Here is a 22,845-nt window from a genome sequence, read left to right on the forward strand (position 1 = left end):
ATTCGATATATACAATATCATATCAAATGAGTTTTTTAATAAAGGTGTTTCGTATAAATGAATGATGTAACGATATCTCTACTGGTTCCCGTTTATAATGGTGGTGAATATTGGCGGGAATGTGCGGTTAGTATTGAAAAATATTCTTGTTTTTTTGATAATGTTATTGTGAGTATAAATAAAGGCGATTCTTTCTTAGAAGATTTGGAAGTTGCTGAAGGTCTCAAAATAAGCAATATCGATATTGAAGTTCAAGATGAGCTGCTTGGTCCTATTGAGCATTTTATGAAAGTTATAAAGACTGTTAAAACTGATTATATTTTTATCTTAGCTCATGATGATTTACTTTTGCCTGGTGTTGAGGGGATGAGGCAGAATATTATTAAAAATGGAAACAGAACAGATATAGCCTATCTTGGTACATTTGTTTTTTTTAAAGAATCTAAAGATATTGCTTTTGTAAGAGAAATATATGGTGGAAGTTTTGACAAAGTTGAATTTATAGAATATGACCTTGCAAAAAATTTCAATTTAAATATATCTGGTATGTGTTTACCTGTAAGAAGTATATTGGAAAATTCCGATTATTTTTATAGGTTTGGTTCTGGGATAAGATTCGATTATGTTTTGTTGACAAATAATAAAATATCAAAGATTTATCAATTAAATGAGGCTACTGTTAAAATTCGAAGGCATGATAATCAGGCTGGAAAAACTGCAGGGGAGAATGTTAGAATAGCAGGAGAAATATCATACTATGCTTATCATATAATTGAAACTAACGATTTGATTCTTAGAAGTAAACTGATTGATAAGCTTTCAATAGTGCTTTTCTCCTCCCTGACAAGAGGAAGTGCTTATGGTTTGTTTTTTTACTTTAAAAGATTGGTTTTTTTTGGTGAAAAAATGGGTTTTTTCCAGCTCTTTATTTTAAATATTAAAATTATTAAGGTTTTGACTGGAAAAATATTCAGAAAAATTTTAAAGGTTGTTTTTAAATGAGAATCGCTTTTTTTTCTTTTTATGGTGTTGCTGTGACAAAGTTAAGAGATAACAGCGGAGGTACAGATTATGGTAACCATTTGTACTATCCTTACAATGTTTATTGTCAATGTTTGTTGTCAAAGGGGCATATGATTGTTGGGACGCATGAATTATTCGATGTTGCGATTTTCCTAGATTTAAATGAATCACTTTACTGTACGGCTAAGTCTTTAGGGAAGCATATTAAAAAGATACTAGTTTCTGTTGAATCTCCTATATATTGTCCTTTTGTTAATAATTTTGAGGTTTTAACTGATGATGTATGGGATTCTGTTTTAAGTTATAATAGAAGTTTTGTGTCTGAAAAAATATTTCATTATGATATTCCTGTTACTGGAAATATTAATAAGCTTTCTTTCGAATTCCCAGAGAAAAATGCTCGGGGTGTTACTGTGAGCAGTTTTAAAAATGACCCTAGAGGATACGTTCCTCTTCGTCGAGACAAAATGTTAAAGAGTTTAGCGGAAAATGATGAAATTAACATATTTGGTCATGGTTGGAAAAAAGGAAAAAATATAAATGGAAAGACTTCTAATAAGATTGAGTCCATGAAAAAGCATAGTTTTGCATTAGTAATTGAGAACTCGAAGTATGATGGTTATGTTACCGAAAAACTAGGTGATGCTATTTTATCAGGATTACCGTCAATTTATTTTGGTGACTTCGATGGTGCAGAAAGAAGATTTCCAGGTACATTTGTTGTCTTAGATGATTTGAGTTATCACTCTTTTATAAAGTCAAAGTTACAGCTTTTTGAAAATTATAATTATATTGTTAGTAATGTCAAAAAGTCTTTTGAAGAAAGTGATTCTTGGATGGAAACATTTTTTATCGCTATGGATCGTGCGATTTTTTCATAAATTAATTTTTTATTAGGCTGAATATATTGGAAAATTCTAAGTTTTTAGCTCCTATTGTCTTATTTGTTTATAATCGCCTTGCTCATACAAAAAAAACGGTACAGGCATTACAATCTAATTATCTTGCTAGCGAGAGTGATTTGTTTATTTACTCTGATGCTCCTAAAGATGATTCTGCTCTTAATAGTGTTAATCAAGTTCGTAAATTGATTTCTAATATCACGGGTTTTAAAAGTGTTACTGTTTTTGAACAGAAAAAAAATATTGGTTTGGCTGATTCTATTATTTCTGGTGTTACTGAAATAGTAAATAACTATGGAAAAGTCATTGTGCTTGAAGATGATTTAGTAACCAGCCCCTCATTTTTAAACTTTATGAATGATGCGCTTAGTTTTTATGAAAATGAAAAGAAAGTGTGGCATATCAGTGGTTGGAATTATCCCATAGATTCTACTGATTTAGGTGGTGCTTTTTTATGGCGGACAATGAACTGTTGGGGATGGGCAACTTGGGCAGACCGTTGGAGCCACTTTGAAAAAGATACAGATCAACTAATTAAAAGTTTTTCAACGGAAGATATAATAAAGTTCAATCTAGATGGTTATGAGAACTTTTGGGGGCAAGTTCTTTCCAATAAAGAAGGTAAGATAAATACATGGGCTATTTATTGGTATGCTACAATTTTTCTTAATAATGGTTTATGTTTAAATCCAAGCCAAACTTATGTAGATAATATTGGACATGATGGTAGTGGAGTTCATTGTGGCAATACCAAATCTATAGGAGCTGTTGAACCTATTTTGGCAAAAAATAAAATAATAAATTGGCAAAGTACTCTACAAGAATCGGAACTAGCAGTTGCTAAAATTAAAAAATCACATAAAAAAAGTTTTATTAAAAAAATATGGAATAAATTATGCAAATAGAAATTTGGGGATTAAATTTAAATGTATATAGTTTAAATGATTTTCAGTTGAGCTATCTCCAATCTTTGCCCCAATCATTGCCTACTGTTGACTGGGTTTGGGCCGAAATGGATAGAATTTGGGATGATTGTTCTTTAGATAACTTAAAACCATTCTCTGAACAAAATATCGGCTCTTTTTATGGTCATCCCGTTTGGATTATGAATGGCTTGTTTACTGAAAAAGATAAAGAAAGCAAGAACCATCGGAAATTATTAGCTGCATATTTGAATGAGAAAAGTTTATTTAATATTGCTGATTATGGTGGTGGTTCCGGTGTTTTAGCAGAACAAATAGTCTCAAGCATTTCAAAATCTAAAGTTGATATAGTTGAACCTTATGCTACAGAGTTTTTTAAGCAGAAGTTATCTCACCATACCAATGTAAGTTTTGTTTCTAATTATTCTTCCGTTAGTTATGACTGTATTATAGCGCAAGATGTTTTGGAACATGTTGAAAACCCTGTTGAAATTGCTTTCGATATGGCGAGCCATGTAAAAGAAGGTGGGTATGTTATTTTTGCAAATTGCTTTTATCCAGTGATTAAGTGTCATTTACCTTCTACATTTTTTCTTCGTCATACTTTTAAAAAGGTAATGTCGAAAATGGGACTTACTTATATTGGATCTGTGTCTGGAGTAGGGCATGCTTTAATTTTCCAAAAAAATCACTCTTTAGATCTAGAAAAATCATTATGCTGTGCAAAAAAATTAAGGTTCGCAGGGCTATTACTAAATAAAGTTGATCTAGTGGTGAGTAAAGTTAAGCGGCTTTTAAAATGAAAGTTTTAATCGTAAATACTTCTGATATTCTGGGCGGCGCTGCTCGAGCAGCTTATCGTCTGCATCAATCTTTGTTGGCTGAAGGTGTAGATAGCCAAATGCTAGTGCAGTCTAAATCATCCGATGATTTTACAGTGCATGGGCCTGTTACAAAAATTCGAAAAGGGTTGGCTAAGTTAAGGCCGCTATTAGATAGCCTCCCTGTTAGATTCTATAAAAATCGAACTCAAACGCTGTTTAGCCCAAGTTGGTTGCCTTTTTCAGATATCGTGTCGCGCATTAATCAGATTAACCCAGATGTAGTCCATCTTCATTGGATTGCTGGAGGTATGATGCGTATTGAAGATATTGCGAAAATCAAAGCACCTATTGTGTGGAGCCTCCATGATATGTGGCCTTTTACCGATGGTTATCATTACGACGCTAAGTTTGATATAGAGAATAATGTTCTGCCTGAAATCGCAAAAAGCGCCTTGCAAAGCAATAATTTGAAACGTAAGCGTAAAGCGTATCGAAAAGTTGAAAATATGACGATTGTTGGCTTAAGTGAATGGCTTGCTAATTGCTCTAAAAAAAGTGATGTTTTGGGTGATAAGAATCATATACGGTTGCCAAATCCAATAAATACGAGTGCTTATTCTCCGTTTTCCAAAATAAAGGCGAGAGAGCTTTTGAACCTACCATTAGATAAAAATTTAATTTTATTCGGTGCTATGGGAGCCACAAGTGATCCTAGAAAAGGTTACAAGCAATTAAGTGACGCCTTAAAGGCTGTTGATTCAAAAAATACAGAGCTGATTGTGTTTGGTTCCAGTGCTCCTAATAATGGTAATGTTTTTTCTCAAAAAACTCACTATCTAGGGACACTACACGATGATGTGACTTTGCGAGTGTTGTACAGTGCGGCAGATGTGATAGTGGTTCCCAGCCTACAAGAAAATTTATCTAATGCGATTATGGAAAGTCTTGCCTGTGGTACGCCAGTTGTAGGCTTCGATATTGGTGGAAATTCTGATTTAATTGACCATAAAAGCAATGGCTATTTGGCTAAACCATACAATACAGTAGATTTAGCAGAGGGCATTAGTTGGGTGTTGAATCACCCCATGCCATCCGAACTTAGTACTAATGCTAGAGAAAAAGTGTTAGCTAATTTCGACAGTAAGCTGGTTGCGACCCAGTATATTGATTTGTATAAAGGAATTCTTAAAAAATGAAAAAAGCACTTATTACAGGTATTACAGGTCAAGATGGTTCTTACTTAGCTGAATTTTTATTGAAAAAAGGCTATGAGGTCCATGGCATTAAGCGCCGAGCATCTTCTCTTAATACCCAACGTATTGATCATTTATATCAAGATCCTCATGAGCCGAATCCAAAGTTGAAATTGCACTATGGCGATTTGACAGACAGCTCTAACTTAACACGTATTTTGCAAGAAGTTCAGCCAGATGAAGTGTATAACTTAGGGGCGCAGTCTCATGTTGCTGTCTCTTTTGAGTCTCCTGAGTATACGGCTGATGTAGATGGCATGGGGACGTTACGTTTATTAGAGGCGATTCGCTTTTTAGGCTTGGAAAAGAAAACGCGCTTTTATCAAGCGTCTACTTCTGAGTTATATGGTTTGGTTCAAGAAACGCCTCAAAAAGAAACAACACCATTTTACCCTCGCTCTCCTTATGCGGTTGCTAAGCTATACGCATATTGGATTACTGTTAATTATCGTGAAAGCTACGGTATGTATGCGTGCAATGGTATTTTGTTTAACCATGAGTCTCCTCGTCGCGGTGAAACTTTTGTTACCCGTAAAATTACCCGTGGTTTAGCGAACATAGCGCAAGGGTTAGAGAATTGTTTGTACATGGGGAACATGGATGCACTTCGTGATTGGGGCCATGCGAAAGACTATGTAGAAATGCAGTGGCTTATGCTTCAACAAGAAGCGCCAGAAGACTTTGTTATCGCAACTGGAGTTCAATATACTGTTCGTCAGTTTATTCAATGGAGTGCACTGGAGTTAGGCATTGAACTTGAATTCAAAGGTGAAGGTGTTGACGAAGTTGCTGTTGTAACGTCTATCCAAGGTAGTCACGCTCCTAGTGTAAAAGTAGGTGATGTGATCGTAAAAGTGGATACACGTTACTTCCGTCCTGCTGAAGTAGAAACACTACTAGGTGATCCTAGTAATGCAAAAAACAAGCTAGGCTGGGTCCCAACGACTACTGTTCAAGAAATGTGTGCTGAAATGGTATTAGAAGATTTAAAAATTGCTAAGCAGCATGCCTTTATGAAAGCCAACGGTTATGAAGTACCTATGGCTCAGGAGATTTAAGTGGTAAACCTAGATTCAAATATTTTTGTTGCTGGTCATCGCGGCATGGTTGGCTCTGCTATTGTTCGTCAGTTAGAAGCGAATGGTTATCGAAATATTATTACACGCACTTCTAGCGAGTTAGATTTGACGAATCAAGCAGCGGTTGCTGCTTTTTTTGCAGAGCAAAGAATTGATGAAGTTTATTTAGCGGCAGCTAAAGTAGGTGGTATTCATGCGAACAACACCTATCCTGCAGACTTTATTTATCAAAACTTAATGATAGAAGCGAATGTCATTCAGCAAGCTTATGCTAATGGCTTACAAAAGCTTTTGTTTCTAGGATCTTCATGTATTTATCCAAAGCTCGCAGAGCAACCTATGGCTGAGTCCGCTTTATTAAATGGCTATTTAGAACCAACTAATGAGCCTTATGCGATTGCTAAAATAGCCGGTATTAAGCTATGTGAGTCTTATAATCGTCAATATGGTGTTGATTACCGCAGCGTTATGCCGACCAATCTTTATGGCCCCGGTGATAATTATCACCCAGAAAACAGCCATGTTATACCCGCTTTAATTCGTCGGATTCATGAAGCGAAACAAGCTAATTTGAGCGAGGTTGTTATTTGGGGGACAGGCACGGCAAAGCGTGAGTTTTTACATGTGGATGACATGGCTACCGCGAGTATTTTTGTGATGAATTTGGATAAAGGTATTTACGAGAGCCATACTGACCCAATGCAAAGTCATATCAATGTTGGAACGGGGACAGATTGCTCTATTCTAGAGGTTGCTCAAACGATTTCCGATGTGGTAGGTTTTAAAGGTCTGATTACAACAGACCCTAGTAAACCTGATGGCGCACCAAGAAAATTGATGAATGTAGATCGACTTCGTCAGCTTGGTTGGGAGGCTAGTATAGAGTTAGAATCAGGTCTTAAAAATACTTATGAGTGGTTTTTCTCTAATTTGGGCTTAAATCGCACTTAATAAGTGCGATACAGCAAAGAAACTGTAGAATCGACCAGATGATGACTTTGCTTTTCATTTCTTTTAGATGTTTTTTGCGTTTTTCTTCCTAAGTATCCTTTTTAGTAAATACTGTATTATATTCAAATGAGCTCTAAGATTTAATATGAATAAAATTAGCGTAATTACAGCGACATACAATGCTATTGAGCATATTCCTAGACTCATTGAAAGTTTACGAGCACAAACAGATCAAGATTATGAGTGGGTTGTTGCTGACGGAAAATCTGAAGATGGCACGGTTCAGTTGTTAAATAGTATTAACGATTTAAATATTACTATTAGTTCAGAGAAAGATTTTGGTATCTATGACGCTCTGAACCGAGGTGTTATTGCATCAAAAGGTGACTTCTATTTAGTTATCGGTGCTGATGATTATCTTTTTCCTGATGCAATTGAAAATTTCAAGAAAGAAATTAGCAACTCGGTTGATGTTGTTACATCTAGTGTAGCAACAGTCAACGGTGTTAAAAAGTTTAAGCAGTCGTGGGCTTGGCTGTACGGAATGCAAGGTATAATCTCCGGTCATGCAGTGAGCACCATTTTTAGAAAGAATTTACATGATAAAGTAGGTCTATATTCAAACCAATTTCCTATTGCTGCAGATCAGTTGTTTGTAAAGAAAATTTATATATATGGTGCAAAGGTGAAGGTTGCTGATTTTACTGCAGGGTACTTTAATCATCAAGGGCTCAGCGGCTCAAATATAGCAGGATCTCTAAGTGAAACTTTTAGAGTGCAGCTTATAACTGAGAAATTTAATTTCATTCAAGTGTTAATTTTTATTCTTCGCATTATAAAAAATTATAGACTTTTAAAAGATAAATTATGATTTCTTTAATTTTTATTTAATATACTGTTTATGAGTTTATGAGTTTATGAGTTTATGAGATGTTATTTTCTTGTGTGATTCCTTTTCTATTAAAATAGCACTTTAGGTAAATGGAATGGTATCAGAGCGCAAACTGGGTAAAAATTATAGTTGGTGTATTTCTTAAATTAAATTTTAAATAATTCGACGCCGTTTTACTGTTATGTACCGCTTGGCGTTGATGTTTGAAATGTTATCTCAATTATATTATAAAGATCATTACCGTTATTCTTTAGGATTTAGTTTTTTTTCAGGTAGTCAAGGAGGTAATAAATATATGCTCAATAGTATAGCCATTGAAGTAACGGAAAGAGCTTTTTTGCCAGAATCCTATGCTTACCGGGACTATTTTCGTCAACACGGACTTAAATGTGATATCCTGAAAAAAGGAGATAAAAGTCTATTTGATTATGATGCAGTGATGTTATTTCATGGTTTTCATCCGTTTTGGCGTAAGTATCCCTCTATTATTATTGGAGAATATCATTCCCTAAGTGTTAGTCGATTTTCTAGAGTAAAAGATTTAATCAAAAGAATAATTAATGTTAGATCTGATTTATATATATTTCTGAATGAAGAAATACGTAAGAAGATGTGGTTTTCTGATCGCAAAAACTATTTTTTACGCAGTATGGGGTATAGTAAAACTGGCTTTGAAACCTTCAATGATGAAGTGAAAAAATTCGATGTCGTATATTGTGGTAGCTATAGAGATGGGGTTTTTGAAATTATCGAGAAAGTTGCAGAAATTGGTTTAAGTATTGCTGTGGTAGGCTTTGAAGTACCTCTAAAACATAAAAAAATAACTAGTTTTGGAAGAAAAACACTCAAAGAAGCGCGTCAAATTATTTCCCAAGCCAAAGTTGGTCTGAACTACACTCCAGATGTCTTTCCTTTAAATATTCAGGACTCTACTAAGGTTATAGAATATTGTGCTGCAGGATTGGGTGTTATTACAAACCGCTACAAATGGGTAGATGAATTTGAAAAGTCTAGGAATGCTGTTTTTTTAAGTTTAGACAGTGTAGAAACAAAAAAAGATGTATTAGAATTTAATTTTAAAGTTCCTGATCTAGATGATCTTGATTGGAATGTTTTGCTAGATAGAACAGGTATTGTTGAATATTTTGCAAAAATTGAAAATGGATGTGCTAAAAAATGAATGGTTTTTATTACCGGAGTTACTGATTTTTCAAATGTAGTAATTGTGTTTGATATGCCTTGTATAACTAAAATGTGCGAGAGCTGACGGTAAGGTTGTTCCGCTGAAAGACCTATAAGTATTAGCGAATGTTATATCAGAATCTTTACATGAAAAACAAAATCTCCCTGAAAAGTGGCCGATAACAAAACAAGCCTATCGAGAGCGTATAGTAGAAAGCTTTAGTGTTGAGGTAATGGCATCGAAGTATGGTATTGTCTGCTCCAATAAGTAATTTTGCTATTATTAGCCAGTATATTTTACTATTTTTTTATTTTTACCTAAATGGTTATTTATTCTTCTACTGCAAGTGTATATGAGGTTTTTTTGAAAATTGCATTTATATCCCAAAATGTTGCTCCTATTTTAGGTTTTAGGCGAGACCTGATTATTCATTTGGTGAGTAAAGGCCATACTGTCTATGCCTTTGCTTTAGATTATACTTCTGATTCTGTAGAAGCGCTGAAAGCATTAGGTGCTATACCGATAGCGTATTCACTCAATAAGTCTGGTATGAATCCAATTATCGATTTGAAAGATACCTGGTTGTTGTCGCGTAAATTAAAAAAAATCGCCCCAGATGTTGTATTTAGCTTTTTTGTTAAGCCTTCAATATATGGTACCTTAGCTGCGAAATTAGCAGGTGTACCGCGACGTATAGCTATGTTAGAAGGTTTGGGATATATGCATACGCCTGGAAAAACAGGCTTTTCTATTAAGAAACGACTATTACAGGTCATTCATGGTCTGCTTTGCTCATTTTCCTATCAATTTGCTGATGAGGTCTTGTTTTTAAATAATGATGATCCAAAAGATCTTGCAAAGTTTGCGTGGCTAAATAAGTATAAGCTAAAAGTTATTGGGCCAATTGGCCTAAACCTAAAAAATTACCCATTCTGTCCGGTAAATAGCACTGCCCCAGTACGTTTTATTCTAATTGCGCGTTTGTTAGCTGAAAAAGGAATTTTTGAATATTTGGAAGCCGCTCGAATTGTAAAAAATCAATATCCTCATGTTGAATTTGTCGTATTGGGAGGGCTTGATCCAGATAACCCTGCAGCGCTTACATCATCTCAGCTTGATGAGGTAATCAACGACGGCATTATTATTTATCCGGGACATGTCAAAAATGTTTCTGAATGGATAGCTGGGTCTCATGTCTTTGTACTTCCTTCTTACCGGGAGGGTTATCCTCGCTCTACACAAGAGGCTATGTCGATTGGTCGCGCTGTAATTACGACTGATGTACCAGGATGTCGAGAAACTGTCATTAATGGTGTTAATGGTTTTATTGTGCCAGCATTTGACGCTCAAGCACTTGTTAAAAAAATGAAATTTTTAAGCGAAAATCCATTTGAGGTGCAGCGAATGGGAGAAGAAAGTGCCCGGATAGCTTCGGAAAAATTTGATGTACATAAAATCAATTTACTATTTGAAAATATTTTTCTTGGGAAGTAGTATTTATAAATTATTGTTGATTATAGTTAAGTGGTTGTTTTTCGGTTTTTATCTTGAAAATATTTATGCTTTCGTCGCTTTTCTATTTGGTCGATTTGTTTTTATATTTTTCGTATTTAAGGGTTTTTATATTCAATTGGTGTGATTGATAAATCGTTTTTAGCTTTTTAATAAAAATCAAACAGAATATCAATTGGATAGATTCATAGATAAAGCGCGAGATGGTTTGTTTGTAGTTTCTCTTCCTGTTTTCTTGTGTTTTTCTTATTTATCAAGATAAATTAAAGTATAATTTAAACATTGAAAGTTCTCTGATTTTTAATATTGAAATGGGGTTGTATGAAACGATTATTTGACTTTACAGCGGCTTTTTGTGGGTTTTTATTGTTATCACCCGTTGTACTGCTGGTCGCTGTGTTGGTTCGTGTAAAACTAGGCTCGCCTATTTTATTTACTCAAGATCGCCCTGGTTTAGATGGTCAAGTGTTCAAAATGATGAAGTTTCGAACCATGCTTGATGGTAAAGATAAAGCGGGTAACTTATTACCAGATGATCAACGTATGACGAAATTTGGTGCTTTTTTACGCTCTACTAGTCTTGATGAATTACCCGGTTTATTTAATGTTCTTAAAGGTGATATGAGTTTGGTTGGTCCACGGCCATTGCTTGTACAATACTTACCTCTTTACAGCACTGAACAAGCACGTCGCCATAATGTTCGACCTGGTATCACTGGCTGGGCGCAAGTTAATGGGCGAAACGAGATAAGTTGGGAAGAAAAATTTAAGTTTGATGTGTGGTATGTGGATAATCAAAGTTTCTGGCTGGATTTTAAAATACTATTATTGACGGTCAAAAAGGTCTTTGTGCGTGAAGGCATTAGCTCGAATAGTCATGTGACTATTGAACCTTTTACAGGATCCGGTCATGAGTGAAGTCCCGATTCAATCATTAGCTATTTTAGGAGCCAGTGGTCATGGTAAAGTAGTTGCAGATCTTGCTGAACTATTAGGGTATACGGTTACTTTTTATGATGATGCTTATCCTGAGAAAACTACGCTCGAACATTGGCCTATTGCAGGTACGTTTAATGATCTTTTGTCTTTAGATTGCGATCGATTGCATGTTGTTGTGGCAATCGGGCATAACTCTATCCGGCAAGTCAAAATTACAACCCTGCTAGAAAGTTTTTTCGAGCTACCTACCTTGATACACCCAAATGCGATTGTTAGTCGTTATGCAAATATTGAGTCTGGTTGTGTAGTATTGGCAGGATCCACTGTTAACGCTTTTGCTACGATTGGCAAGGGCGTTATTATTAATAGCTGTGCGGTAATAGAGCATGATTGTGAACTTGCAGATTTTGTTCATATTTGTCCTAACGCTGCACTTGCAGGTGGAGTGAAAGTGGGTCTTGGTGCTTGGGTCGGTATCGGTAGCCAAGTAAAGCAATTAGTCTCTATTGGTGAGCATAGTTTAATAGGGGCGGGGAGTACCGTAATAAAGAATATACCTGCTAATGTTGTTGCGTTTGGCTCTCCTGCAGTAGTTATTAAGCAAAGTTAGCTTTTTTCTTTTTAGCGTTATGTTGAAGCTATATCGATTATTTTCACATGGAATTCAATAGGTAAGACATGTTAAACACTCCTTTTTCCCCTTGGCCTTCTTTTACTCAAGAAGAAGCCGATGCTGTTAGTCGCGTTTTACTTTCTAATAAAGTGAACTATTGGACTGGAACCGAAGGTCGCGAGTTTGAAAAAGAGTTTGCGGCTTGGGTAGCTACAGATTATGCCGTTGCACTAATGAATGGCACTGTTGCATTGGATATTGCATTGAAAGTATTAGGTGTTGTGGCTGGAGATGAGGTTATTACAACGCCTCGTACCTTTTTGGCTACGGCTTCGAGTATTGTGACAGCGGGCGCGACGCCTGTTTTTGCTGATGTTGATCTTAATAGTCAGAATATTACGGCAGAAAGTATCGAAGCTGTTCTAACTCCAAAAACGAAAGCGGTTATTGTTGTTCATCTTGCAGGCATGCCAGCTGAGATGGACGAGATTATGGCGTTAAGTCAGCGCCATGGTTTCTATGTTATTGAAGATTGCGCACAAGCACATGGTGCTAAGTATAAAGGTAAGTCTGTCGGTAGTATTGGACATATTGGTGCCTGGAGCTTTTGCCAAGATAAAATCATGAGCACTGGTGGTGAAGGTGGCATGGTAACGACAAATGATCGTGCTTTATGGGCGAAAATGTGGGCTTATAAAGATCACGGAAAGAGTTTTGATGCTATTTATCATCATGAGCATGCTCCAGGTTTTAGATGGCTACATGAGTCTTTTGGTACAAACTGGCGTATGACTGAAATGCAAGCTGTGTTAGGTCGTATACAGTTAACGCGAATGAAAGATTGGACTCATAAGCGCCAAGAAAATGCGGCGTTGCTTGATGCCGTTGCAAGTGAGTTTGAAGGGATTCGTTTGGTTCGTGTACCGCAATACAGTCAGCATGCTGAGTACAAACACTATATGTTTATCCGACCAGAGTACTTAGCGCCAGGCTGGACGCGTGATCGTATTGTTGAAGAATTTGTTGCAAGTGGTGTGCCTTGTTTTCAAGGGAGTTGTTCTGAAGTTTATCGAGAGAAAGCCTTTGATAATACCCCTTGGCGCCCAGAGGTTTGCTTAGCTAATACTGTAGAGCTTGGTGAGGCGAGTTTGATGTTTTTGGTTCATCCAACATTAACTGAAGCAGAAATGAGCAAAACGTGTGATACGATGCAACAGATTTTTAAAAACGCAACACTACCTGTTATCAGCAAGAGTTTTTAGCTTCTATGCATTGCTACGCTGCAATAGGTCTTCTATATAAAGTTGTCTTTAGAGTGAAAAAGCTATTACCAACCAAAGGATATTGAAACGTTATGATGAATCAGCTTAATTGCATTTGGAGTTTACCGCGCTTTTATAAGCGAGTGATAAGCTTAGTGGTCGATTCAGTTTTTGTTTCTTTGGCTTTTATATTCGCTTATTGGGCTCGTTTGGGTAACTTTAACTCACTTCCTGATACTTTTTGGTTGGTGTTGATTGGTGCCATTATTGTCACACTGTTAGTCAATGTTCGACTTGGTCTTTATAGGGCGGTGTTACGTTATTTAACCTTTCATGCCTTTAGTGCTATTTTGCTTGGCGCCGCTATTTCTGCGCTAAGCATTACGTCTTTTTCTTATTTCTTTAATGCCCCTATACCTCGTACCGTGCCCATTATCTACTTTCCTTTTTTTGTCATGCTGTGCGGTGGGTCCCGTTTATTGGTCCGTGCTTTGATCGTACAAATCCCCAAAAAAGGCTCAGAAGCCGTTTTGGTATTTGGTGCGGGTGCTACTGGCCGTCAGTTGGCGTTGGCCTTACGTCAAGCGTCTAGTTGTCGGATCAAAGGGTACATTGATCAAGATACATCATTAGTAAACACCATTATTCAAGGTGTTACGGTTTACCATGTTGATAAAATGGAAGAATTAATTAATAAATTTAATATCAAAAAAGTATTACTAGCGATTCCTAAGGCAAGTCGATCTGAACGAAAAAAAGTCATTGAGCGGTTGCTGCCTTATGCCGTTGAGGTACTTACCGTACCTGACTTTGATGACATCGTTTCAGGAAAGGCCAAAATCAATGAGTTACAAGATGTCGCGGTAGATGATCTGCTAGGTCGTGATGTAGTAGAACCTGATTCGTCTTTGATGGGGGCCAATATCACAGGAAAAGTGGTGATGGTTACGGGGGCGGGTGGCTCAATTGGTTCAGAACTATGCCGCCAGATTATAAAGCAGCGTCCAAGTACTTTGATCCTTTTTGATGTGTCTGAGTTTGCTGTTTATAAAATTGACAAAGAATTGAATGAAATCCAAGGCAAACTATCTTTTAAGGTCAATATCGTTCCTTTGATTGGTTCTGTTCAACGTATCAACCGTCTAATGCAAACTATGAAGGCCTTTGCTGTTAATACTGTTTATCATGCGGCGGCTTATAAACATGTTCCCTTGGTAGAATATAATATGGTGGAAGGTGTTCGTAACAACGCCTTTGGAACCTATTATTGCGCTAAGGCGGCTATTGAAAGCGGAGTGAGTTCTTTTGTTCTTATTTCTACCGATAAAGCCGTGCGGCCTACCAATGTAATGGGCGCAACTAAGCGGATGGCAGAGTTGGCGTTGCAGGCATTAGCGGAAGAAGAAGCGAAAAAGCCAAATGGTACTCGCTTTTGTATGGTTCGTTTCGGTAATGTGCTTGGTTCGTCTGGTTCTGTTATTCCTGTGTTTAAAAAACAAATTGCTGAAAATCGACCGATTACAGTGACACACCCCGATATCATTCGTTACTTCATGACGATTCCAGAAGCGGCGCAGTTAGTTATCCAAGCTGGGTCTATGGGTAAAGGCGGCGATGTGTTTGTCTTAGACATGGGTGACCCGGTTAAGATTGTTGATCTAGCCAAAAATCTCATTCGTTTATCTGGTTTAGAAGTGAAATCTTCTGAGAACCCAAACGGTGATATTGAAATTCAATTTACTGGGTTACGCCCAGGTGAAAAGTTGTTTGAAGAGTTATTGATTGGTGATAATACAGAGAAAACCCTTCATGAGCGCATTATGACAGCGAATGAGCGATTCTTATCCTTGTCTGCTTTTGACGACACTATGGATAAGCTTGGCAAGGCTTGCCATGAGTTTGATTGTGATAAAGTGCGTGAAATATTGATTGCAGCCCCTACTGGTTTTCAACCAACAGATGGCATCGGTGATTCGGTTTGGAATGCGAATGAGCAGCAGAGAATCCGAAACGATGACAATGTGTTGCCACTTCCTTTCAAAGATACAAAAGCTAGATAGCTTTTAAGGTAAGCAGGCCTGTAAGTGCAAGGTCAAGTGACAGGTGATGAGGTGTGCCCTTTAGGCCAGTAACTGGAGATCTTTTAAAGCCAATCATCGGTTAAAGTCGAAATGACAGGTGATGTTTTGGTGGTTGGAAAAATCACTTTGATCACAGGTGTCTAGTGTGTTTGGTGTCATTAGCACTGTGGTCATCAGCCTAAAGACTGACCTACAAATGACAGGCCAAGAGCAGGTGATGAGGTGTGCCCTTGTGGGCTGGCCTTTAGGCCAGTAACTGGAGATTGATTGAACCCAATTATTGGTTAAAGTCGAAATGACAGGTGATGTTTTGGTGGTTGGAAAAATCACTTTGATCACAGGTGTCTCGTGTGGTTGGTGTCATTAGTACTGTGGTCATCAGCCTAAAGGCTGACCTACAAATGACAGGTCAAGAGGAGGTGATGAGGTGTGCCTTTGTGGGCTGGCCTTTAGGCCAGTAACTCATGAATTGATGAAACCAACTATCGGTTAAAGTCAAAATGACTGGTGATGTTTTGGTGGTTGGAAAATAGAGTCATGTTAATCACAGGTGTCTCGTGTGGTTGGTGTCATTAGTACTGTGGTCATCAGCCTAAAGGCTGACCTACAAATGACAGGCCAAGAGCAGGTGATGAGGTGGGCTCTTGTAGGTTAGCCTTTAGGCTAATAAATGGAGATTTGATGAATTCAATCATCGGTTAAAGTCGAAATGATGGGTGATGTTTTGGTGGTTGGAAAATAGAGTCATGTTAATCACAGGTGTCTCGTGTGGTTGGTGTCATTAGTACTGTGGTCATCAGCCTAAAGGCTGACCTACAAATGACAGGTCAAGAGCAGGTGATGAGGTGTGCCTTTGTGGGCTGGCCTTTAGGCCAGTAACTCATGAATTGATGAAACCAACTATCGGTTAAAGTCGAAATGACTGGTGATGTTTTGGTGGTTGGAAAATAGAGTCATGTTAATCACAGGTGTCTCGTGTGTTTGGCTCATATATTCCGCGGCATCTGGGCTAAAGCCCAGCCCACAAGGTCTAGTGACAGGTCAAGTGCAAGGCCAAGAGCGTCATGTTAAGCACAGGTGTCTCGTCTGTTTGGTTTTATTGGTACAGTGGTCATCAGCCTAAAGACTAACCTACAAGGGCCAGGTCAAGTGACAGACCATTTGGTTGTATAAGCATCATGTTAATCACAGGTGTCTCGTCTGTTTGGTTTTATTGGCACAGTGGTCATCAGCCTAAAGACTGACCTACAAGGGCCAGGTCAAGTGACAGACCATTTGGCTGTATAAGCATCATGTTAATCACAGGTGTCTCGTCTGTTTGGTTTCATTAGTACTGTGGTCATCAGCCTAAAGACTGACCTACAAGGGCCAGGTCAAGTGACAGACCATTTGGCTGTATAAGCATCATGTTAATCACAGGTGTCTCGTCTGTTTGGTTTCATTAGTACTGTGGTCATCAGCCTAAAGACTGACCTACAAGGGCCAGGTCAAGTGACAGAGCAAGGTCAAGAGCAAGGTCAAGACCAGTTCGGTATTTAGGTTTTTAGTTTTCAGGTATGACTATTTTTATGTCTGGGTGTTTTTGTTTTAGTTGTGTTTTTAATGTCGCTTTGGCTTGTTCATCCCCGTGGACGATGTGGATTTTCTGTGGTTTGACGCGCATACGTTTGATGAAGTTGAGTAGGTCACTTTGGCCTGCGTGGGCTGAGTAGCCGCTGATCTGTTTTACGTTGGCTTTGATGGGGTATTTTACGCCGTCGAAGGTGGCGTAGCCGTTGGTTTTGTCGTGGTAGCGTAGGATGTCTCGTCCAGGTGTGCCTGCGGCTTGGTAGCCAACGAAGAGTGCGTCGTTTCTGGCGTCTCCCAGTAAGGCTTTTAGGTAGTTGACCATACGTCCGCCTGCGCACATGCCGGAGGCGGCGATGACGATGGCGGGTCTGGTTTGGCGTTTTAAATAGTCGACGGTTTGCAGGTGGTTTTCGTGGCTGTTTATGGTGGTTACTTGCTCAAAACTGAGTGGGTGTCTACCGGCGTTAAGGCGCACTTTGGCTTCTTTGTCCCAGTAGTGTTTGAGGGATTTATACACGGCGGTGAATTTACTGGCGAGGGGGGAGTCGATGATGATGTCGATGTCTTCCCAATTAAGTGGTTTGCCTGAGCGTGTGTGGCTGATGGTTTTGGTTTTGTTCTGATGAATAATGTGTTCGAGTTCGTAGAGTAGTTCTTGGGTACGGCCAATGCTAAAGGCGGGGATGAGTACGGTGCCCGCGTCGCTTAGCGCGTGTTCGATACTTTGTTGTAGGTTACGACGACGTATTGCGCGGTTTTCGTGATTGCGGTCGCCGTAGGTGCTTTCTATTACTACTTGGTCTGCTCGATAAGGGGACTTTGGTGCATTGAGCAGGGGTGAATAAGGGGCGCCTAGGTCTCCTGAAAACAATACATCGTGGTAGCGTTTGTTGCGTGTTTTAAGAGTAGGGCTGGTTACTCTGAATACGCCATAGGCTGAGCCTAGGATGTGGCCTGCTTGATACAGTTTTAATTGAACGCTGGCATTTGAGTGGTGGGTAAGCGGAATAGACACCCATTGCTTATAATCGAGCGGAACAATTTGCGACGCGAGTCTTTTTAGGCAGGCTCTGATGATGCTGGCATTACGCGTAACGCCGACTTTCAAGGCGTCTTCTATGACCAGTGGTAGCAGCTCGGCGCTGGGTTTTGAGCAATAGATGGGTCCGGTGAATCCCGCTGCGAGTAAATAAGGCAAGCGGCCAACATGATCGATGTGTACGTGGGTGACAAACAGCGCTTGCACGGCGGTTATGTCGAACTCGATTTCCAATTGATTAGAGCCCGCCCCAGAGCCAGAAGTTTCAGCGCCTTGGAATAAACCGCAATCGACCAAGATGGAATGGTCATCGCCAATAAACAATTCATGGCAAGAGCCAGTCACGCCTTGTACTGCACCGTGGTGTTTTATAGTCAGCATACAAATCCTTGTGTCTTTCTGTGATTTTGATTGAAACATGGTTTCAATATAGACGAGAAAAACGCAAACCCCAAAATCGATGCAATTAGATTGGTTGTCTAATTTTCGTGTTTTTTACCACATTATTTGTATGATTTAGCTGGCTGTTTTTACCATTGTTCACTCAATGAACGGGTTTATCCTAGATGAGACAAAATAACGTCAATGGTACGAATGTTAAGTGTTACTCTTAAAAAGCTTTTGCTAAAAGTTACCTATTTTAATGGTCAATATAACGCGACTAATGACGTTGTGCGTGATCAGAATAAGGTTGCTTGCTATGCTGTCTGACGAATACCGCTACAAGATTTTAAAAGAGCTGCAGCAGAATCCTAATCTTAGCCAGCGAGAGCTAGCTAAGCGTTTGGGTATCAGCTTAGGTAAAACCAATTTTTGTTTAAAAGCCTTGATTGAAAAAGGGTTAGTCAAAGCGGGTAATTTTAAAAAGAGCTCAGACAAAGTAAGGTATCTGTATTTACTGACGCCCAAGGGCATAGAAGAACGTGTCTCCCTCACTCACCATTTTCTACAAAGAAAACTCAACGAGCACGAAGAGTTAACGAGTGAAATTGAAGCATTGCGTAGAGAAGTCGCGGATGCGGCTCAGCGCGGAAGGCCATGAAGAACACATGTTTCACACCACGGAGCACCGCCCTTGGGGTTCTTATCAAACCGTAGACCTTGGCTAGCGTCATCAAGTGAAACGCATCATGGTAAAGCCCGGTGAAAAGCTTAGTGTGCAAATGCATCATCATAGAGCTGAACATTGGGTCGTAGTATCCGGCACAGCCAAAGTACAAAACGGCGACAAAGAAATTTTACTGACTGAAAACGAATCCACTTACATCCCTGTTGGCGTGGTTCATGCGCTAGAAAACCCAGGGAAAATCCTGTTAGAAATCATTGAAGTGCAATCGGGTAATTACCTCGGTGAAGATGACATAGTGCGTTTTAGTGACAGGTATGGACGGTGATCATAGGTGTCAGCTCATTATTAGGGCAGTTTTTGTGTCGGTTAAAGTTGATATTGGATAAATGATAGTTTTTACCTTTAAATTTAATTATGTATGTCAGTATTATTTGGATATTGATTTTGCTTTGGCTCATCTGTTCGTTATAATCAAAAGTTGACAAATTGTATTACGTAAGTGATTTTTTACATATTTTGGAAATCTATTTTGTAACCATTCAGTGTTTATGATTTTGAAAATTAACTGGTAAATTACTTCGATAGTAAATTATAGGGAATACGAATTAATGCAGTTCCAGGTAAGGTTTTCTATGTTTGTATGGCTTTTGGCAGCAATGACATTTGCAGTTTCCATTGGTATTCCTAGAGGGTTTAATGTAACAACGTTACTTATTTTTCTGTGTTCTCTTGGGGTGCCATTTTTAAAGCCAATAAATCACCGTATTGATAAGCAGGACAAGATACTGATTTGGACGTTTTTCATATTCAGTGTTAGTTTTATGGCATTTGCCTTATGTGATTCTTTTGCGGCAAGAGGTCTTGATAAGCCTTCTCGTTTTTTATTAGTGATCCCAGTAATATTTCTACTACTACGTTCTAAAGGTCCTCAAGAGTGGCTTTGGTATGGCGTTACTATTGGTGCTTTGTTGGCATTCGGTTTGGCGTTATATGAAAGGGTGCTTATGGGCTTTGCTCGTGCCGATGGTGGTCAGGTGGCCATTATGTTTGGTGATACAGGAATGATGCTTGGCATGCTAAGTATGGCAGCGGCCATTTTTTTCTTTGCACAAAAGCGCTTCTCATGGATGATTATTGCACTTGCTGCTGGTTTTGCCGGAGTGGGCACCTCTATTTTATCGGGCTCGCGAGGTGGTTGGATTGCGGTACCTATGGTTGGGTTGTTTTTGTTTTGGGAATGCCGCGATTTATTAGGTAAAAAACGTTTATATAGCGTTTTTTCAGTCGCGTTAATTTGTATTGTTGCTGCAGTGGCGATTCCACAGACAGGTATACAAAAACGCGTAGGCGAAGCCGTGAGCAATATAGAACACTATTTAGCAGGCTCTCAAACTACTACATCGGTAGGGTTGCGTTTTGATATGTGGAAAGCGGCTATTAATATGTTTGAAAGTGCGCCTATTTTTGGTGTCGGAGAGAGTCAAATGCAGCCCATTAAACGTGAATTAGCAGCAGAAGGTATGATTAATGAGCACGCAGTACCGTTTAATCATGCTCATAACGATTATCTTCAAGCTTTGTCTACACGAGGCATCATTGGTTTTATTTTATTAATGGCAATGTATTTAGTGCCTTTGAAACTATTTTTAAGCAAACTTCGTCAATATAAAGATAACTGGCGTATTCGCTCTTACGCGATTGCTGGGGCTTTAATTCCTATGTGCTACATGGATTTTGGGCTGACGCAAGCTATGTTTATGCATAATATTGGTGTGATTATGTTTGCTTTTCCAATTGCCTTTTTTTGGGCTGCATTGCGATGGGCCGAGCGAGAAGAGTTAGCGAAATTAGAACTGAAAAATTAGATTTATGCTCTTGTGGGCTGGAATAACTAGAAAAAGAGTGGTCAGTAACTGGAGATTTTCTAAAGCCAATCATCGGTTAAAGTCAAAATGATGAGTGATGTTTTGGTTGTTGAAAAAATCACTTTGATCACAGGTGTCTTGTCTGTTTGGCCCATGTATTCCGTGGTATTCAGCCGCTCCTTTTTAAAGGTAAGCAGACCTACAAGTGACAGGTCAAGTGCAGGTGATGCCTTGGTCTTGGGTTTTGTAGGTTAGCCTTTAGGCTAATAACTGGAGGTTGTTTGAACTCAATCATCGGTTAAAGTTCAAATGATAAGTGATGTTTTTGTCAGTTGAAAAAATCACTTTAATCACAGGTGTCTTGTCTGTTTGGTTTTATTGGTGCAGTGGTCATCAGCCTAAAGGCAGACCTACAAGAGCGAGCCCAATCATCGGTTAAAGTCGATATGATGGGTGATGCTTTGTTGGTTAGTTAGAAAAAAGAGTCATGTTAATCACAGGTGTCTCGTCTGTTTTGTTTTATTGGTGCAGTGGTCATCAGCCTAAAGGCCGACCTACAAGTGACAGGCCAAGTTCTAGGTCAAGAGCATCTAGGTTTTTACAGGTATCGGTTAGTTCATTTATGTTTTCAAACAAAAAAAATGGCCATCATGTGATGGCCATTTTTGGTTCATTTAAGTACGCTAAATTGGGTTATTTAGTGTCTTTTTTATCTGTTTTTGCTGTGTCTTTTTTCGCATCTGGTTTTACGATGGCGTGAAGTTCTACAACAAATTTAAGCGCTGCGTTTGGTGGGATAGGACCTGTTCCACCTGGACCGTAGGCAAGTTTCGCTGGGATGTATAGTTCGTATTTAGAGCCAACAGGCATTAGCTGTAGACCTTCTGTCCAACCAGGGATAACTTGGTTAAGAGGGAAGGTGATTGCTTCGCCACGTTTGTAAGAGCTGTCGAATACTTTGCCGTCGATTAAGCTGCCTTCGTAGTCTACTTTTACGGTATCAGTGGCTTTAGGTTTTGCGCCAGTGCCTTTGGTGATTACTTTGTAAAGTAGGCCGTCTTTAGTCGACATTACGCCTTTTTCAGACGCTTTTTCTTTGATCCAAGCTTCAGATTTTGCTTGATCGGCAGCAGCTAGTTTTGCTTTTTCACGCTGTTCTTGTTCCATACGTTCTTTTTGGTACGTTTGGATAGTTTGGGTAACTTCTTCTTTCGTCATTAACCCTTTTTTACCAGCGTATGAGTCTTTAAAGCCTTGGTAGAATGTCGCTAGGTCTAAGTCTTTAAAATCCTGTGACATACGGCCACCGAACATAGAGCCGATGCTGTAAGCAAGCTTTTGTTCTTTTGTTTTAAGTGTCGTAGCTGTGGTGTCTGCTGCGTACGCAAAAGAAACGGAGGACATAACCAGCGCCGCAATGAGAGTTTTTTTCATAAAAAAGCGTTCCATTTGATTGTTGATTATCGCTGTGCGATTAATTTGAGTGTAACGATTAATTGTATATACGGAATTTGAGTCGCATGCCGTTTTTATCGAGCACAATAAGAGGCAGAACTAAGTTGAAACATTTAATGCGCCTTATGCTGAGCAGGATCAGATCCGTTAGTACTGTTCTAACATAAGGTAGGGCATTTATGCCAACTTTATGTCGGACTCTCTACCAAAGTGACCCCTTCACCTGCACACTTTGTTTCTGCTTTAACGGAATATTAAATTCTGCAAAGCATAAGACATGGTTCGAGAATAAGCGGTGTTCCTCTGGTACGACAATGAGTTTTACACAAGCATGACGGTGTTTGCGCAAGTTCTTGTCTTTACAATGCCTATTTACGAAATAATGACATAATTAAGGAGGGGGTTGTAGTA

General features: G+C 38.8%; 18 protein-coding genes and 1 pseudogene. 17 read left to right on the forward strand and 2 right to left on the reverse strand.

Annotation, left to right across the window (positions count from 1 at the left end; genetic code table 11):
• Positions 1-57 precede the first annotated feature (57 nt).
• From E0D70_RS16165 to E0D70_RS16230, 14 genes are all read left to right on the forward strand, one after another.
• A complete protein-coding gene (locus E0D70_RS16165; RefSeq protein WP_133013308.1) occupies positions 58-1,002 on the forward strand; it encodes a glycosyltransferase family A protein in 945 nt (314 codons plus the stop codon).
• Complete coding sequence (locus E0D70_RS16170; RefSeq protein WP_133013309.1) at positions 999-1,904, forward strand: glycosyltransferase family 10 domain-containing protein; 906 nt, start codon at positions 999-1,001, stop codon at positions 1,902-1,904. Before E0D70_RS16165 ends, E0D70_RS16170 begins: the two co-directional genes overlap by 4 nt.
• Positions 1,905-1,930: 26 nt before the next feature.
• Positions 1,931-2,830, forward strand: coding sequence for a glycosyltransferase family protein (locus E0D70_RS16175; RefSeq protein ID WP_133013310.1), 900 nt, complete (start codon positions 1,931-1,933; stop codon positions 2,828-2,830).
• Positions 2,821-3,651: a class I SAM-dependent methyltransferase gene (locus tag E0D70_RS16180; RefSeq protein ID WP_133013311.1), complete on the forward strand. Its 831-nt coding sequence runs from the start codon at positions 2,821-2,823 to the stop codon at positions 3,649-3,651. The genes E0D70_RS16175 and E0D70_RS16180 overlap by 10 nt, the downstream gene beginning before the upstream one ends.
• A complete protein-coding gene (locus E0D70_RS16185) occupies positions 3,648-4,868 on the forward strand; it encodes a glycosyltransferase family 4 protein (RefSeq protein WP_133013312.1) in 1,221 nt (406 codons plus the stop codon). The genes E0D70_RS16180 and E0D70_RS16185 overlap by 4 nt, the downstream gene beginning before the upstream one ends.
• The gene (gmd, locus tag E0D70_RS16190) at positions 4,865-5,983 is read left to right on the forward strand and encodes a GDP-mannose 4,6-dehydratase (RefSeq protein ID WP_133013313.1); all 1,119 of its coding nucleotides are present in this window, start codon (positions 4,865-4,867) and stop codon (positions 5,981-5,983) included. The genes E0D70_RS16185 and gmd overlap by 4 nt, the downstream gene beginning before the upstream one ends.
• Positions 5,984-6,955, forward strand: a complete 972-nt coding sequence (gene fcl / locus E0D70_RS16195) for a GDP-L-fucose synthase (protein WP_133013314.1) — start codon at positions 5,984-5,986, stop codon at positions 6,953-6,955.
• 145 nt (positions 6,956-7,100) lie between these two features.
• A complete protein-coding gene (locus tag E0D70_RS16200; RefSeq protein WP_133013315.1) occupies positions 7,101-7,826 on the forward strand; it encodes a glycosyltransferase in 726 nt (241 codons plus the stop codon).
• 220 nt (positions 7,827-8,046) lie between these two features.
• Positions 8,047-9,027, forward strand: a complete 981-nt coding sequence (locus E0D70_RS16205) for a hypothetical protein (protein ID WP_133013316.1) — start codon at positions 8,047-8,049, stop codon at positions 9,025-9,027.
• Between the two features lie 366 nt (positions 9,028-9,393).
• Entirely contained in the window at positions 9,394-10,524 is a 1,131-nt protein-coding gene (locus E0D70_RS16210) for a glycosyltransferase family 4 protein (protein ID WP_207923290.1), read from the forward strand.
• A 339-nt stretch (positions 10,525-10,863) separates the two neighbouring features.
• Positions 10,864-11,460 carry a sugar transferase gene (locus E0D70_RS16215; RefSeq protein WP_133013318.1) on the forward strand — a complete coding sequence of 199 codons (597 nt, stop codon included), beginning with the start codon at positions 10,864-10,866 and terminating at the stop codon, positions 11,458-11,460.
• Positions 11,453-12,091: an acetyltransferase gene (locus E0D70_RS16220; RefSeq protein WP_133013319.1), complete on the forward strand. Its 639-nt coding sequence runs from the start codon at positions 11,453-11,455 to the stop codon at positions 12,089-12,091. Before E0D70_RS16215 ends, E0D70_RS16220 begins: the two co-directional genes overlap by 8 nt.
• 68 nt (positions 12,092-12,159) lie before the next feature.
• Positions 12,160-13,356, forward strand: coding sequence for a DegT/DnrJ/EryC1/StrS family aminotransferase (locus E0D70_RS16225; protein WP_133013320.1), 1,197 nt, complete (start codon positions 12,160-12,162; stop codon positions 13,354-13,356).
• A gap of 92 nt (positions 13,357-13,448) precedes the next feature.
• Entirely contained in the window at positions 13,449-15,416 is a 1,968-nt protein-coding gene (locus tag E0D70_RS16230) for a polysaccharide biosynthesis protein (protein WP_240537174.1), read from the forward strand.
• A gap of 1,564 nt (positions 15,417-16,980) precedes the next feature.
• On the opposite strand, the gene E0D70_RS16235 is transcribed toward E0D70_RS16230, so the two are convergent.
• Positions 16,981-18,426, reverse strand: coding sequence for an MBL fold metallo-hydrolase RNA specificity domain-containing protein (locus E0D70_RS16235; RefSeq protein WP_133013321.1), 1,446 nt, complete (start codon positions 18,424-18,426; stop codon positions 16,981-16,983).
• Between the two features lie 319 nt (positions 18,427-18,745).
• On the opposite strand from E0D70_RS16235, the gene E0D70_RS16240 reads away from it, so the two are divergent.
• The 3 genes and pseudogenes from E0D70_RS16240 (at position 18,746) to E0D70_RS16250 (ending at position 20,979) form a co-directional block, all read left to right on the forward strand.
• Positions 18,746-19,087 carry a MarR family EPS-associated transcriptional regulator gene (locus E0D70_RS16240; protein ID WP_133013322.1) on the forward strand — a complete coding sequence of 114 codons (342 nt, stop codon included), beginning with the start codon at positions 18,746-18,748 and terminating at the stop codon, positions 19,085-19,087.
• Positions 19,065-19,439 (forward strand): annotated as a pseudogene (locus tag E0D70_RS16245) (cupin domain-containing protein); the annotation flags it as partial. The gene E0D70_RS16240 and the pseudogene E0D70_RS16245, both read left to right, overlap by 23 nt.
• 307 nt (positions 19,440-19,746) lie before the next feature.
• Positions 19,747-20,979: an O-antigen ligase family protein gene (locus tag E0D70_RS16250; protein ID WP_133013323.1), complete on the forward strand. Its 1,233-nt coding sequence runs from the start codon at positions 19,747-19,749 to the stop codon at positions 20,977-20,979.
• Positions 20,980-21,672: 693 nt separating this feature from the next.
• Here the strand turns inward: E0D70_RS16250 and E0D70_RS16255 are convergent.
• Entirely contained in the window at positions 21,673-22,413 is a 741-nt protein-coding gene (locus E0D70_RS16255; protein ID WP_133013324.1) for a BamJ family beta-barrel-assembly machinery protein, read from the reverse strand.
• Between the last annotated feature and the right edge of the window lie 432 nt (positions 22,414-22,845).

The sequence above is a fragment of the Marinomonas flavescens genome (genome assembly GCF_004352835.1).
GTDB lineage: Bacteria > Pseudomonadota > Gammaproteobacteria > Pseudomonadales > Marinomonadaceae > Marinomonas > Marinomonas flavescens.